The sequence below is a fragment of the Larsenimonas rhizosphaerae genome, assembly GCF_023700005.1.
GTDB lineage: Bacteria > Pseudomonadota > Gammaproteobacteria > Pseudomonadales > Halomonadaceae > Larsenimonas > Larsenimonas rhizosphaerae.
Map to the genome: position 1 here is coordinate 997,001 of NZ_JAMLJK010000001.1, position 13,695 is coordinate 1,010,695.

Annotated in this window: 14 protein-coding genes; 12 read left to right on the forward strand and 2 right to left on the reverse strand. The window is 57.7% G+C overall.

The genetic code is table 11. From position 1 onward, the window contains the following. The first annotated feature begins 19 nt into the window (after positions 1-19). Positions 20-733 carry a phosphoribosylaminoimidazolesuccinocarboxamide synthase gene (gene purC, locus NAT21_RS04470; protein WP_250936030.1) on the forward strand — a complete coding sequence of 238 codons (714 nt, stop codon included), beginning with the start codon at positions 20-22 and terminating at the stop codon, positions 731-733. A 68-nt stretch (positions 734-801) separates the two neighbouring features. Here the strand turns inward: purC and tsaA are convergent, their stop codons facing one another. After that, a complete protein-coding gene (gene tsaA / locus NAT21_RS04475; protein WP_250936031.1) occupies positions 802-1,527 on the reverse strand; it encodes a tRNA (N6-threonylcarbamoyladenosine(37)-N6)-methyltransferase TrmO in 726 nt (241 codons plus the stop codon). Between the two features lie 144 nt (positions 1,528-1,671). On the opposite strand from tsaA, the gene NAT21_RS04480 reads away from it, so the two are divergent. The 6 genes from NAT21_RS04480 to rhtB all read left to right on the forward strand — a co-directional run bounded on the left by NAT21_RS04480 (position 1,672) and on the right by rhtB (position 5,194). Beyond that, positions 1,672-2,289 (forward strand): methylthioribulose 1-phosphate dehydratase, encoded by a 618-nt coding sequence (locus NAT21_RS04480; protein ID WP_250936032.1) that lies wholly within the window; start codon positions 1,672-1,674, stop codon positions 2,287-2,289. Beyond that, on the forward strand, positions 2,286-2,840 hold the full coding sequence (locus NAT21_RS04485) for a 1,2-dihydroxy-3-keto-5-methylthiopentene dioxygenase (RefSeq protein ID WP_250936033.1): 555 nt from the start codon (positions 2,286-2,288) through the stop codon (positions 2,838-2,840). The genes NAT21_RS04480 and NAT21_RS04485 overlap by 4 nt, the downstream gene beginning before the upstream one ends. Continuing rightward, positions 2,837-3,523, forward strand: coding sequence for an acireductone synthase (gene mtnC / locus NAT21_RS04490; protein ID WP_250936034.1), 687 nt, complete (start codon positions 2,837-2,839; stop codon positions 3,521-3,523). Before NAT21_RS04485 ends, mtnC begins: the two co-directional genes overlap by 4 nt. Beyond that, complete coding sequence (locus NAT21_RS04495) at positions 3,516-4,004, forward strand: GNAT family N-acetyltransferase (protein WP_284732715.1); 489 nt, start codon at positions 3,516-3,518, stop codon at positions 4,002-4,004. Before mtnC ends, NAT21_RS04495 begins: the two co-directional genes overlap by 8 nt. Positions 4,005-4,016: 12 nt before the next feature. Then, complete coding sequence (locus NAT21_RS04500; protein ID WP_250936038.1) at positions 4,017-4,505, forward strand: hypothetical protein; 489 nt, start codon at positions 4,017-4,019, stop codon at positions 4,503-4,505. A 65-nt stretch (positions 4,506-4,570) separates the two neighbouring features. Next, positions 4,571-5,194 carry a homoserine/homoserine lactone efflux protein gene (gene rhtB / locus NAT21_RS04505; protein ID WP_250936040.1) on the forward strand — a complete coding sequence of 208 codons (624 nt, stop codon included), beginning with the start codon at positions 4,571-4,573 and terminating at the stop codon, positions 5,192-5,194. A gap of 19 nt (positions 5,195-5,213) precedes the next feature. Here the strand turns inward: rhtB and nadC are convergent, their stop codons facing one another. Next, positions 5,214-6,068: a carboxylating nicotinate-nucleotide diphosphorylase gene (gene nadC / locus NAT21_RS04510; RefSeq protein WP_250936042.1), complete on the reverse strand. Its 855-nt coding sequence runs from the start codon at positions 6,066-6,068 to the stop codon at positions 5,214-5,216. A gap of 120 nt (positions 6,069-6,188) precedes the next feature. Here nadC and ampD point away from each other — a divergent pair, with 120 nt between their 5' ends. The 5 genes from ampD (at position 6,189) to tsaB (ending at position 13,694) form a co-directional block, all read left to right on the forward strand. Further along, entirely contained in the window at positions 6,189-6,746 is a 558-nt protein-coding gene (gene ampD / locus NAT21_RS04515; protein ID WP_250936044.1) for a 1,6-anhydro-N-acetylmuramyl-L-alanine amidase AmpD, read from the forward strand. 358 nt (positions 6,747-7,104) lie between these two features. Next, positions 7,105-9,783 carry a pyruvate dehydrogenase (acetyl-transferring), homodimeric type gene (gene aceE, locus NAT21_RS04520; protein WP_250936046.1) on the forward strand — a complete coding sequence of 893 codons (2,679 nt, stop codon included), beginning with the start codon at positions 7,105-7,107 and terminating at the stop codon, positions 9,781-9,783. Between the two features lie 66 nt (positions 9,784-9,849). Continuing rightward, positions 9,850-11,922 carry a dihydrolipoyllysine-residue acetyltransferase gene (gene aceF / locus NAT21_RS04525; RefSeq protein ID WP_250936048.1) on the forward strand — a complete coding sequence of 691 codons (2,073 nt, stop codon included), beginning with the start codon at positions 9,850-9,852 and terminating at the stop codon, positions 11,920-11,922. A 265-nt stretch (positions 11,923-12,187) separates the two neighbouring features. Beyond that, on the forward strand, positions 12,188-12,844 hold the full coding sequence (adk, locus tag NAT21_RS04530) for an adenylate kinase (protein ID WP_250936050.1): 657 nt from the start codon (positions 12,188-12,190) through the stop codon (positions 12,842-12,844). 157 nt (positions 12,845-13,001) lie between these two features. After that, entirely contained in the window at positions 13,002-13,694 is a 693-nt protein-coding gene (gene tsaB / locus NAT21_RS04535; RefSeq protein ID WP_250936052.1) for a tRNA (adenosine(37)-N6)-threonylcarbamoyltransferase complex dimerization subunit type 1 TsaB, read from the forward strand. The last annotated feature ends 1 nt before the right edge of the window (position 13,695 follow it).

The following is a 13,695-nucleotide window of genomic DNA, read 5'->3' on the forward strand; positions in this document are numbered from 1 at the left end:
GTAGCCCTGGAGAGATTAAATGGAAAAGCGCGAAGCGCTGTATGCGGGCAAGGCCAAGTCCGTTTACACCACCGATGACCCGGATCGATTGATTCTCGAGTTTCGCGATGACACCAGTGCCTTTGATGGCCAGAAGGTCGAACAGCTCGAACGCAAGGGCATGGTCAACAACCGGTTCAATGCCTTCATCATGGACAGGCTGAAGGAAGCGGGTATTCCCACCCATTTCGAGTCGCTGCTATCTGATACAGAGTCTGTGGTCAAGCGACTCGACATGCTGCCGGTCGAGTGTGTCGTGCGTAACTACAGTGCCGGCAGCCTGTGTCGCCGGCTGGGTGTAGAGGAAGGTCTGGCGCTTGAGCCACCTACCTTCGAGCTGTTTTTGAAAAACGATGCGCAGCATGACCCCATGATCAATGAGTCACTGGCGGAAACCTTTGGCTGGGCAACCCCGGAACAGCTTCAATTGGCGCGTGAGTTGACCTTCAGGGTGAACGATGTGTTGAAAAAGCTCTTTCTGGATGGCGGTATCCTGCTGGTGGATTACAAGCTGGAGTTCGGTGTTTTCAACGGCGAGGTCACCCTGGGTGATGAGTTTTCGCCGGATGGCTGCCGGCTGTGGGACAGCACCAGCCGTGAGAAGCTGGACAAGGATCGGTTCCGCCAGGGGCTTGGCGGGGTGATCGAGGCGTATGAGGAAGTCGGGCGCCGAATCGGCATCAGCTTTGACTGATCACATGTCAGAAGATCAAAAACGCCGCGACTTGTCGCGGCGTTTTTGATGGCAGATGGTGTAGTGCCTCATGGCAGGTCGATGATATCCACCACCTCAATAACCGTTTCGCCTTCAGACGTATGCATGGCGTGAAAGTGAATATCCTGCCGGTTTAGCCGTACGCCATGAATGCGGCCGGTTTTGCCATGTTGATAAGCCGGGCGCGGGTCCTGTGCCAGTACTTCGGTAACCAGTGCTTCAAGCTGGGCGCTGTCATTCATGTCGGCCAGTGCCCTGCGAGCCCGAGCGCTGAAGATGACGCGTCGTTCAAGCGGTGGAGCGGGCGCAAAGCCTGCCCGGGCATCGGTTGTGCTGTCTGCCCAGGGCAGATAAGGCTTGATATCGACAATCGGCGTGCCGTCCACGAGATCGTGACCGCGAATGATGAGGCGCACTCCCTGATCGATTTGCACATCAATCAACTCAACCAGCGAAAGCCCCAGCCGGTTGGGGCGATGAGTGGCCCGGGAGGCGAACACGCCGACCCGGGCATTGCCGCCCAGTCGGGGAGGGCGTACCAGGGGAGACCATTTTTCGGGGCTCTGGTTGAAGATGAAATGCAGCCAGAGATGGCTGAAGGCCTCAAGCCCGCGGACACAATCCGGCTGGTTGAATGGTGGAAGCAGGTTCAGTGTGGCGGTGGCATGCGCTGCAAGCCCGGGCTGGCGCGGGACGCCGAACTTGTCCGGATAGCATCCGGCAAGTGTGGCAATGGGCGTCAGGGTAAAATCAGTATCGGATGAAAGGGCCATCGAGCACCATGCAGGGAGGAAGTAGAGTCAGATTACCTGAAGCTGGCGCCTGAATTAAGGATGCTGGCATCCCGGTGACGGGTTGGTTAGTCTGGGCCCATCTACTGCATGATGCACTGACTCTAAAATGGATGGTCACCAACCATGATTGATCTTCCCACGCTGGCTACGGCGCAACAGGCTCTGGTGAAGGCCGGGCGGACGCTGCACCAGGCGCAGCAGGTGCCGGCATCCGGCGGCAACTTTTCGGTGCGGCTGGACCGGTCGCACATGGCTGTGACGGTCTCAGGCCGGCACAAGGGGCATCTGTCGGTCGGGGATATCATGGTGACAGACCTTGAAGCCACCCCCGTGGGCAGCGATCTCAAGCCCTCCGATGAGGCGCTTCTTCATGGTCAGATCTACAGGCTCAGAGAGGGAGCCGGGGCGGTATTGCATACTCATTGTCGCGCTGCCACGGCCCTGTCGATGCTGGAAAGCGGTGACAATATCATTCTGTCCGGGTATGAATTACTGAAGGTCTTTGACGGCGTGTCGACGCATCTGACGCAGTTCCATGTTCCCGTAGTGGATAATAGTCAGGATATTCCGGCACTGGCCGCAGAGGTGGAGCAGGCTGTGTCGGACGGTGCCTGTCATGCCTATCTGATCCGTGGTCATGGTCTTTATACCTGGGCCGGAGATCTGCAGGCCTGTCTGAATCAGGTGGAAGCATTGAGTGTGCTGTTTGATTGTGAACTTACCCTGAGGCAATGCCGATGAGTTTTTTGAAGGTCTATCACGAAGCACACCCGGAACAGCCGGTTCTGTCGACCCGTGAGGGTGATGTCATTGCCGAAGAGCTGGCCCCTCACGGTGTGCGATTCGAGCGCTGGGCGCTTCGCGATCTGCCGGCTCAGGCGGATCAGGACGCCATTCTCCTGGCGTATGCCGATGAGGTCACGCGTTTGAAGGAGAATGAAGGCTTCGCTACGGCGGATGTGATCCATATGACACCGGATCACCCGGACCGGGCCGCGCTGCGTACCAGATTTCTGGAAGAGCATCAGCACAGCGAAGACGAGGTCCGCTTTTTCGTTCGGGGTGAGGGTATCTTTTACCTGCACCTGGATGATCATGTTTACGCCGTGGGCTGCAGCCAGGGCGACCTGATGTCGGTACCAACAGGCACCCGGCACTGGTTTGACATGGGACCGGCACCGGCCTTCAGCTGTATTCGTCTCTTTACTCGAACGGAAGGGTGGGTCGCTCAAATGACCGGCAGTCCCATCGCCGGTAACTTCCCGCGCTTTGAACAGCTGGAGCATTCATGATCAGGGCGGTAATTACCGATATCGAGGGGACAACCAGTTCGATTGCCTTCGTCCACGACATCCTGTTCCCCCATGCGTACAAGGCGCTGCCCGAATGGCTTGAGGCTCATGCCGATGAGCCGGCAGTCGCGGACTGCATGGATGAGGTACGTGCCGACGCAGGAGCGCCTGAGGCCACGACCGGCGACGTGGCCGGTATTCTGCGCTCCTGGATGGATGAGGATCGCAAGGCTACGCCGCTCAAGAGCCTGCAGGGCATGATCTGGGAAACCGGTTACCGGCAGGGAGAGTTCACTGGCCACCTGTATCCGGATGTGGTCAGGCAGCTTGAGCGCTGGAAGCAGCAAGGGGCCGCGCTGTATATCTATTCCTCTGGCTCGGTATATGCTCAGAAATTGATGTTCGGGCACAGCGATGAGGGGGATCTCACCCCGCTGTTCAGTGGTTATTTTGATACTGCCGTAGGCGGCAAGCGTGATGCAGAGAGTTACCGCGTCATTCTGGATGAGCTGGGGTTGCACGGAAGCGACGTGCTGTTTTTATCAGATGTGGTGGAAGAGCTTGATGCGGCGCAAAACGCCGGGTTGCGTACCTGCCAGGTGTGTCGCAGTGAGGGCATGGTGACCGGAACCCATCCGGTCGTGTCAGGCTTTGACGAGGTAAGCCTTGATGGCAATGATTGAGCGATTGCGCCTGAGGGAGGCGGTGATGACAGATGCCGCCGATCAGGCAGAAGTCTTTTATCATGCCGTGATGGAGGGGGCATCCGGGCATTACAGTCTGGCGCAGCGTGAGGCCTGGGCATCGGCGATGCCCAGGGAGGCATCGGTCTGGCAGGTGCGTCAGGTACGTTATTACACGGTGGTGGCAGAAATCGACCGGCGCTGTGTCGGGTTCTGTGAATTGAATCGTCATGAGGGGCGGGTCGAGGCACTCTATGTCTGGCCTGCCCTGCAGGGCAAGGGAATCGCTTCCCGGCTTGTCCGGCAGGTGGTTGACGAAGCCGAACGTTCCGGACTCGATGCACTGTGCATGGAGGCCAGTCTGACGCTGGCACCCAGGCTTTTGCACCATGGCTGGGAATCCCTGGGCGAAGAAACGGTCGAACGCAGTGGTGAATACCTTAAGCGTATCCGGCTTCGGCTGGCGCTGCCCTCACACTAATGGTTCGCTTTAATGATGACTGATATTCAGGCCGGTGCGTCCACGGCCGAGCCCCTGCTGTTTACCGAACGACGCAGTAACACTCGCCTTCTGGGGATTGCCTTTGCCTTTTCAGTGGCTGGCGGTATTACATTACTGGTGTATTGCTATCAACAGCATCAGTGGTGGCCGGTATCACCGCTGGCAGCACTTATCTTTCTGTGGGGCATGATGATTGGTGGCAATCTGATGGGACGACGGCGCCTGTCACCGATTCTCCGCCTTGAGGATGATGCGGTGTACTTTATCGGCGGTCCGCTCTATGCGCCGCGGCTGGAAGAGCTTTCCTATCGGGGCATCGAGGCCATCGAGCGGGAAAGTTCAGTAGGGGTCCGTGTCGTCCTGAAGGGGCGTTCCGGCAAGGCGACCAAACGTATGATTCCTTCGGGGCTTCTACCCGTGTCGGAGCGGCGGCGTTTCAATGCCGCACTGAGAGCGCGCATAGCGGGCGTCAACCACTGATTGCAGATGATGAGCATGCCGACATGATGCCGGCATGATGAACCGGATAACAGGGATGCACTGATATGAGCTGGACGCTGTTTTCTGCCTTTTTGCTGGCCTGTGTGTTGATCAGCATCACGCCCGGTGCAGGTGCAATCAATACAATGTCCAATGGCATGACCTATGGTGTTCGCCGGACGCTGCCCTCGATTCTGGGCCTTCAGATCGGACTGGCCTTTCAGATCCTGGTGGTGGGCATCGGGCTGGGGTCTCTTTTGGCCGGTTCCTCCCTGGCGTTTTCCATTATCAAATGGGCAGGGGTGGCGTACCTGGTGTATCTGGGCGTGAGTAAATGGCGAGAGCGCGCCGTGGCCATCAGATCCGACGCCGCGAACATCAGGGTCTCGGCAGGGCGTCGATGTCTGCAAAGCGCGCTGGTCAATGCTACCAACCCCAAGGCCACTATCTTTCTTGTGGCGCTGCTGCCTCAGTTTGTCGTGGCTGATGCGCCCCATGGCCCGCAGTTCATGGCGATGGGAATGGCCATGATCGGAATAGATGTCATCGTCATGATCGGGTTTGCCACGCTATCGACCCTGATAGCGCGCTGGCTGCAAACACCACGCCAGCAGCGCGCCATCAATCGTGTCTTTGGCGGCTTGTTTGTTGGTGCCGCAGGGCTGCTGGCAGCCTATCGTCATGCCTGAGAGGTCAAACATGACGTATTCAGCGGGCGATGATGTCACTGACGCGCATGGACAGATCGATGGCCTGGACGTGCTTGGTCAAGGCACCGATTGACACGCGATCCACGCCCGTTGCCACAATCTTCAACAGGGTATTGTCATCAACGTTGCCCGAGGCTTCCAGTTGGGCACGACCGGCTGTGCGGGTAACGGCAAGGGTCATGTCATCCAGTGAAAAGTTGTCCAGCATGATGATGTCCGCTCCCGCTTCAAGTGCCTGATCAAGCTCCTCCAGGGTTTCTACCTCGACCTGAACCGGGAGGTCGCGTGCAATATCGCGTGCTTCTCTTATCGCGGCCTCGATGCCACCACAGGCACTGATGTGGTTTTCCTTGATCAGGAATGCGTCATAAAGGCCGATGCGATGATTGTTGCCGCCGCCGCAGGTGACAGCATATTTCTGTGCCAGCCGCAGGCCGGGCAGTGTCTTGCGTGTGTCCAGAATGGAGACCGACGTGTCGGCTACCAGGTCTACGTAGTGGCGTGTTCTTGTTGCGGTGCCGGACAGGGTCTGAAGAAGGTTCAGGGCGGCGCGCTCACCGGTCATCAGGGCTCGGGCCGGCCCTTCCAGGGTCAAAAAGGGGGTGTCGGCTGCGATGCTGTCGCCATCGGTGCATGCCCAGTGCAGGACAACGCTTGGGTCAAGGCGACGATAAATCTCTTCAACCCAGGGAACGCCGCACAGAATGGCATCTTCCCGGCTTATGACCTGTGCACGTGCCCACTGCGCCGCGGGAATCAGTTGTGCAGTGATGTCTCCGGCACCGATGTCTTCGGTAATCATTCGACTGGCGGTCGCGCGAATGTCTTCGGCAAGGGCGTCCTGAAATGTCATGGTGGCTCTCTTGATGAGTGTTGGGGTGACGGGCAGCGCGCTGGCAGGTGTCATGCTTCGAGTGTCATCACAGGCAGTATAGAATAATGCATCATGCCCCCGCGAGGAGAGACGGCGTACATGGATATACGGGACAATCACTGGCTTACCGATGCCCGACACTGTCGGTCCCCTCATCAGGACGCTCGACCTGCCGGCGAAATATCGGCGGTCGTACTACACTCCATCAGCCTGCCACCGGGCCGCTTCGGTAGTGACGATATTACGGATCTGTTCATGGGGCGTCTGGATTCGCGTCGCGATCCGTTTTTCAAGCAGATTGCACATCTGCGAGTCTCTGCCCACTGCCTGATTCGACGTGATGGATATATCATCCAGTACGTTGGGTTCAATCAACGCGCCTGGCATGCCGGAGTATCGTGCTGGCAGGGTCGTCAGCGGCTTAACGATTTTACAGTGGGGGTGGAGCTTGAGGGTGATGCACGTTCCTTTACGCGGCACCAGTATGTCTCTCTGGTCCGTCTGGCGCATGCGCTGATGGGGCGTTATCCGGTGATCACCCCTGACCGTTTCATCGGGCATCAGCATATTGCACCACTGCGCAAGACCGACCCGGGCCCGAGTTTCGACTGGCAGTATTTCAAACAGCTTCTTTTGGCGAACCCTGGACCTGTTTGACTGGTAATTTGTCGTGGGAAAACTACCTTGTCAGAAGACATGTTTTCCGTGGGTATTGGCGAGAAACGCTGATGACATGGGTTTTTATAACTAAAAAAACAGCCAGCCCCTTCTGAAATGGCCCCTCAGCCCTGCGGTTGGTGGCCCGGTGCCTCACGGGTGTTAATTGGCAGCCGCTCGAGTTTGCGGTATCTTCGTTCCCCGACAAGGCTGGCCTATACAGCCATCCGTTGCAGAATTACGACACGCGGCAGGCAGCATTAACCCAAAGACTGCACCCGCCCTGATTGACTGGAACACCGCACAGTCTTCCTGATCGGAAGACGACCGACCTTACTTCTTCATCGGAGAGACGTCTATGAGTCTGGAGGCAAGAGAAGACCTCGATCCTACCGAAACCACGGAATGGCTTGAGTCCCTGGAATCGGTACTGGATCGCGAGGGTGAGACCCGTGCCCAATATCTGCTGAGCCGTCTGGCTGACCGCTTGCGCCGTGATGGCATGCAACCTCCCTTCTCTGTCAATACGCCTCATCGCAACACCATTCCGGTGCATCGCGAAGCGCGTATGCCGGGTGACCTGTTCATGGAGCGTCGCATTCGCTCCCTGATCCGCTGGAACATGGCGGCACAGGTCATCCGCACCAACAAGAAGCACAAGGGACTGGGTGGTCACCTGGCCAGCTTCATGTCCAGTGCAACCTTGTATGATATTGGTTTCAACCATTTCTTCCGTGCGCCGGAAGGCGATTTCAAGGGTGACCTGGTTTATATCCAGGGCCATAGTGCGCCGGGTATCTACGCGCGCTCCTACCTTGAAGGGCGTCTTTCCGAAGAACAGATGGACAAGTTCCGCCAGGAAGTTGACGGAGATGGCCTGTCGTCCTACCCGCATCCCTGGCTGATGCCGGATTACTGGCAGTTCCCGACCGTATCGATGGGTCTTGGCCCGATCATGGCCATCTATCAGGCCCACGTCATGAAATACCTTGACGCGCGCGGTCTGCAGCCCATGCAGGACCGCAAGGTCTGGGCATTCCTGGGTGACGGTGAGTGCGACGAGCCGGAGTCTCTGGGTGCCATCTCACTGGCTGGCCGCGAGAAGCTGGACAACCTGGTGTTCGTGATCAACTGCAACCTGCAGCGTCTGGACGGCCCGGTTCGCGGTAATGCCCGTATCATCGATGAGCTGGAAGGCATCTTCCGTGGTGCCGGCTGGAACGTGCTGAAGGTGGTATGGGGACGCTTCTGGGATCCGCTGTTTGAAAAGGATTCCAAGGGCATCCTTCAAAAGCGCATGGACGAAGTGGTTGATGGTGAATACCAGAACTACAAGGCCCAGGGTGGCGCGTACACTCGTGAGCACTTCTTCGGTAAATATCCGGAAACCGAAGCCATGGTCAAGGACCTGTCCGATGAGGATATCTGGCGCCTGAACCGTGGTGGTCACGATCCGTACAAGGTCTATGCGGCCTACCATGAGGCGTTCCACAATGCCAATGGCAAGCCTACCGTTATTCTGGCGCATACCGTCAAGGGTTACGGCATGGGTGGCGGCAGCGGTGAGGCCGACAACGAGGCGCACCAGATCAAGTCGATGGAAGTCGATGCGATCAAGACCTTCCGCGACCGCTTCGGCATCCCGGTATCCGATGAGGATATCGACAAGGGCATGCCTTATTTCAAGCCGTCTGATGACAGCCCTGAAATGAAATACATGCACCTGATGCGTCAGCGTCTGGGTGGGTACCTGCCGGCACGCAAGCATGATTTCGAGCCCATCGAGTTCCCGGGCCTTGATGACAAGATGTTTGCAAGCCAGCTCAAGGGATCGGGTGATCGTGAAGTATCGACCACCATGAGCTTTGTGCGCGTACTCAACGGTCTGGTGAAGGACAAGACCTTCGGCAAGCAGGTTGTGCCGATCGTTCCTGATGAAGCACGTACCTTCGGTATGGAAGGCATGTTCCGTCAGTTGGGTATCTATACGGCAGAAGGCCAGAAGTACGAGCCGATGGATGCCGGTCAGATCATGTTCTACCGCGAAGACAAGGCGGGACAGATTCTGGAAGAGGGCATCAACGAAGCCGGTGCCATGTCCAGCTGGATTGCAGCCGCCACATCCTATGCCAACCACCATGTGCCGTTGTTGCCGTTCTACATCTATTACTCGATGTTCGGTTTCCAGCGCATCGGCGATCTTGCGTGGGCCGCCGGCGACATGCAGGCGCGCGGCTTCCTGCTGGGTGGCACGGCCGGGCGTACGACGCTCAATGGCGAGGGGCTCCAGCACCAGGATGGCCACAGCCATATTCTGGCGTCGACCATTCCGAACTGCAGAAGCTACGACCCGACCTATGGTCATGAGATTGCAGTCATCGTGCGCGAAGGTCTGCACCGGATGTACCACGAGCACGAAAACTGCTTCTACTACCTGACCGTGATGAACGAAAACTATCCGCACCCGGAAATGCCGGAAGGGTCGGAAGAAGGCATCATCAAGGGGATGTATCTGCTGCGTGAAGGTGACAAGGGCAAGAAGGCCCGTGTCCAGCTGATGGGCAGCGGTACGATCCTTCGCGAAGTGGAAGCGGCTGCCGAGCTGCTGGCTGATGATTTTGATATTGCTTCCGACATCTGGAGTGTGACCAGCTTTAACGAGCTGCGTCGTGAAGCGCTCGAGATCGATCGCAATGCGTTCATCAACCCGGATGCCGAGCCAGGCAAACCCTGGATCACGCGCTGCCTGGAAGATCGTGAAGGCCCGGCCATTGCCTCGACCGATTACATGAAGTTGTTCTCGGATCAGGTTCGTGCCTGGGTACCGACCGACTACCATGTGCTGGGTACCGACGGCTATGGTCGCTCCGATACGCGTGAAAAGCTGCGTTACTTCTTTGAGGTCAACCGCTATTTCGTGGCGGTCATGGCGCTCAAGGCGTTGGCGGATCGTGGCGAGATTGATCGCAAGGTCGTCAAGGACGCGTTGGACAAGTACGGCATCGATCCGGGCAAGGCTTATCCGGTAACGTGTTGATCAGGGCACGAGGCAGGCACAGCCTGCCTCGTGGCATGAGCGGTCAGTATTGAAGGAGCGCAACCCTTGAGTAGTGAAACTATAAAAGTACCGGACATCGGGGACAGTACTGATGTCGAGATCATCGAAATCTCCGTCGCCCCGGGTGACATGGTGGATGTGGAAGACACCCTGATCGTACTTGAGTCCGACAAGGCCTCGATGGATATCCCTTCGCCGAAGGCCGGGAAAATCGTCAAGGTACTGGTCAGCGAAGGCGATAAGGTCAGTCAGGGCGATCAGATTGTCGAAATCGAGGTGGATGGCGACGATAGCGGCGACGCAGACGATACGTCAGATGACGCCGAAGCCGAGGCGTCCTCCGGAGATGAATCCTCTTCAGACGATAGCGCTGACAGCGACGACAAGAGCAAGAGTACTTCGTCTTCCGGTCAGAGCAGCGGTGGCAAGAAGACCGTGGACATCAAGGTGCCGGACATCGGTGGCAGTGATGGCGTCGAAATCATCGAAGTCTCCGTATCCGAAGGCGATCAGGTTGCCAGGGAAGATGCGCTGATTACTCTGGAGTCCGATAAGGCCTCCATGGATATCCCCAGCCCCTACGAAGGCAAGATCGTGTCCCTGTCCGTCAAGGAAGGTGATACGGTGTCCGAAGGCGACGTGATTGGGCAGATGGAAATCGGTAGCGACGACGCTGATGATGAGCAGTCTGACACTGCTTCCAGTGCTGACCAGGCACCATCTTCGGATGATAACGCGGCTGACGAACAGTCGGACGATGACTCCGATGACGATGAGGCTGATGACGACGAGGCTGATGGCGGCGAGCGCAAGGAAGTGCGCGTGCCGGATATCGGTGGCAGTGAAGGTGTCGAAGTCATTGAAGTGTCGGTATCGGAGGGGGATGAGGTCGAGAAGGAAGACGGCTTGATCACTCTGGAATCCGACAAGGCGTCCATGGACATTCCGAGCCCCTTCAAGGGTCGGCTTGTCGAGCTTGCCGTGAAGGAAGGGGATACGGTCTCCGAAGGTGATCTGATCGGCTACATCGAAACTGCCAGCGGCGAGAAAAAGGCCGGGAAGCAGAAGAAAGAGAAGCCGGCCGAGAAGAAGCCCTCCTCCTCCAGTGAAGGTGAAAAGCTCAGGCAGTCTACTGCGTCGGGAACACCTTCTCCGGAAGCCCAGATCGCCAGCGGCAGCCGCCAGGAAGCGCCAGCGGCACATGCAGGCCCGGCAGTTCGTATGCTGGCGCGTGAGCTGGGCGTTAATCTGGCTGAAGTGACCGGCTCCGGCCCGAAAAACCGGGTGCTGAAGGAAGACGTCAATGCCTTCGTCAAGAAGGCCATGAGTGAGCGTGGCAAGGGCGGCGCATCTGCTGCGCCTGCGGCTTCCACTGGGGGTGCTGGTATCCCGCAGGTGCCGGACGTCGACTTCAGCCAGTTCGGTGAAGTGGAAGAGAAGAAAATGGGCCGCCTGATGAAGGCTGGTGCTACCAATCTTCATCGCAGCTGGTTGAACGTGCCTCATGTGACGCAGTTCGATGAAGCGGATATTACCGACCTTGAAGCCTTCCGCAAGAGCATGAAGGCCGAGGCCGAGCAGCAGGGTGCCAAACTGACGCCACTGCCGTTCATGATCAAGGCCGCAGCACACGCGCTCAAGATGTATCCGCAGTTCAACGTATCGCTGAAGTCGGACGGCGAAACGGTGGTGTGGAAGAAATACATCAACATCGGCATCGCAGTAGATACTCCCAACGGCCTGCTGGTGGCTGTCATCAAGGATGTCGAGCGCAAGTCGATCATCGAGCTGGCGAAGGAATCCGTTGATCTGGCCAAGCGGGCTCAGGCCGGCAAGCTCAAGAGCGATGAAATGAAGGGCGGCTGCTTTACCATTTCAAGCCTTGGGTCCATTGGTGGTACGGCGTTCACGCCGATCGTCAATGCACCGGAAGTGGCTATCCTGGGCGTGTCCAAGGCACAGATGAAACCGGTATGGGACGGCAGTGCGTTCCAGCCGCGTCTGATGATGCCATTGTCGCTGTCCTATGATCACCGTGCCGTCAATGGTGCGGATGCGGCTCGGTTTACTGCGTATCTGGCACAGCTGCTGACTGACATTCGTCGACTGGTGCTCTAGGGGTGTGACCCTCTGACGCAGAGATACTGGTGTAACGAAAGGCGGCCCGTCATGGGCCGCTTTTTTTATGGTATGAGGTGCTGGTTGATAATGCCGTGCGGTCAGGGCTTGTGGTGATCCGGTCAGCCCGCTATGGTGCTCGTTTGCCATGGTCAACCAGTATGTCATGGTTCAGGACATTGATCGTGCCTGGCAGGGATAACTATCAACACAAGGGCAGAATGTGCCCGGCGCCTAGGCGCATGACAATGAAGGAGCGGTAGCGATGCGTTTGATCCTGTTGGGCCCACCGGGGGCGGGCAAGGGGACACAGGCACAGTTCATCTGCGAGCATTTTGACATCCCGCAGATTTCCACTGGCGATATGCTGCGCACGGCGATCCGTGAAGGGTCCGAACTGGGGCAGAAGGTCAAGGCCACCATGGATGCGGGCCAGCTGGTATCCGATGAGCTGATCATTGCACTGGTCAAGGAACGTATCGCTCAGTCCGACTGTGCCAACGGCTTTTTGTTTGATGGATTTCCGCGCACCATCGTTCAGGCCGACGCCCTGAAGGACAGCGGCGTAGCCCTTGATCACGTGCTGGAAATTGCCGTGAATGACGAAGAGATCGTCAAGCGTCTTTCCGGTCGCCGTATCCATCCGGCTTCCGGCCGTGTGTATCATGTGGATTTCAATCCGCCGAAGCAGCCTGGTCAGGATGATGATACCGGCGACGCCTTGATCCAGCGTGATGACGATCTGGAAGATACCGTACGTGCGCGTCTGGGTATCTATCACGAGCAGACCGAGCCGCTGGTTCGTTATTACCGTGACTGGGCGGAGCAGGAGCCTGCATCTGCACCGGCCTGCCACCGTGTTGAAGGTATCGGTAGTGTCGACGAGATCAAGTCTGCAGTGCTGGCCTCCCTTCAGGGGTAATTCGTTTTTTTAGTATCAAAGCCGGCCATGCCGGCTTTTTTATTGGGCCGAAGACATGTTTTTGGCCTGGTCGGGACAGTTATGCTTTTTGTCCACGGCCGGTCTCCCTATAATGGCCTCCCTCGCGACTGAATCCCTCAACAAACTGAAACATGTCATGTCCATACTGCTGGCGCTCGATGCGTCTTCTTCGGCCTGCTCGGTAGCCCTCTGGCTTGATGGTCAGGTGTACAGTGATCACGTCATTGCACCACGTGAGCATACGCGCAGGCTCATGCCGATGGTTGATGCGCTGCTTGCCGAAGCCGGCATTACCCCGGCACACCTGGATGCGCTGGCCTACGGGCGCGGGCCGGGATCCTTCACCGGTATTCGCATTGCCGCAGGTACCGTTCAGGGGCTGGCCTTCGGGCTTGATCGGCCGGTAATTCCCGTGTCGACACTTGAAACGCTGGCCGCCGGTGCTGTTCGCATTCATGGCGCAACGCAGGTTATCCCGGCGTTTGATGCGCGAATGAACGAGATCTATGTGGCGGCCTACCGCGTGAAGCAGACAGGTCTGCCCGGGCTTGAGTCCTGTGCAGGTGAGCAGGTGATTGCGCCTGAGTTGCTTGAGCCTGTGGCAGGGTTTTCATCCGGCTGGTTTGCCGCCGGCAGTGGATGGGGATTGAAGGAACGCATGCCCGAGGGGTGCCTTGTCGGCCTTGAGGGTATGGATACAACAATGGAGCCTGACGCCCGTGATATGGCATGTCTGGCCGCTGATGCCTTCGCAGCAGGGAACATGATGGCGCCGCATGAGGCGGTGCCTGTTTATCTTCGCGACCAGGTAACGTCGCGTCGTCAGTAAT

Coding starts and splice junctions, on each gene's coding strand:
- purC (WP_250936030.1), top strand. CDS start 20: ATGGAAAAGCGCGAAGCGCTGTATGCGGGCAAGGCCAAGTCCGTTTAC.
- tsaA (WP_250936031.1), bottom strand. CDS start 1,527: ATGGCCCTTTCATCCGATACTGATTTTACCCTGACGCCCATTGCCACA.
- NAT21_RS04480 (WP_250936032.1), top strand. CDS start 1,672: ATGATTGATCTTCCCACGCTGGCTACGGCGCAACAGGCTCTGGTGAAG.
- NAT21_RS04485 (WP_250936033.1), top strand. CDS start 2,286: ATGAGTTTTTTGAAGGTCTATCACGAAGCACACCCGGAACAGCCGGTT.
- mtnC (WP_250936034.1), top strand. CDS start 2,837: ATGATCAGGGCGGTAATTACCGATATCGAGGGGACAACCAGTTCGATT.
- NAT21_RS04495 (WP_284732715.1), top strand. CDS start 3,516: ATGATTGAGCGATTGCGCCTGAGGGAGGCGGTGATGACAGATGCCGCC.
- NAT21_RS04500 (WP_250936038.1), top strand. CDS start 4,017: ATGATGACTGATATTCAGGCCGGTGCGTCCACGGCCGAGCCCCTGCTG.
- rhtB (WP_250936040.1), top strand. CDS start 4,571: ATGAGCTGGACGCTGTTTTCTGCCTTTTTGCTGGCCTGTGTGTTGATC.
- nadC (WP_250936042.1), bottom strand. CDS start 6,068: ATGACATTTCAGGACGCCCTTGCCGAAGACATTCGCGCGACCGCCAGT.
- ampD (WP_250936044.1), top strand. CDS start 6,189: ATGGATATACGGGACAATCACTGGCTTACCGATGCCCGACACTGTCGG.
- aceE (WP_250936046.1), top strand. CDS start 7,105: ATGAGTCTGGAGGCAAGAGAAGACCTCGATCCTACCGAAACCACGGAA.
- adk (WP_250936050.1), top strand. CDS start 12,188: ATGCGTTTGATCCTGTTGGGCCCACCGGGGGCGGGCAAGGGGACACAG.
- tsaB (WP_250936052.1), top strand. CDS start 13,002: ATGTCCATACTGCTGGCGCTCGATGCGTCTTCTTCGGCCTGCTCGGTA.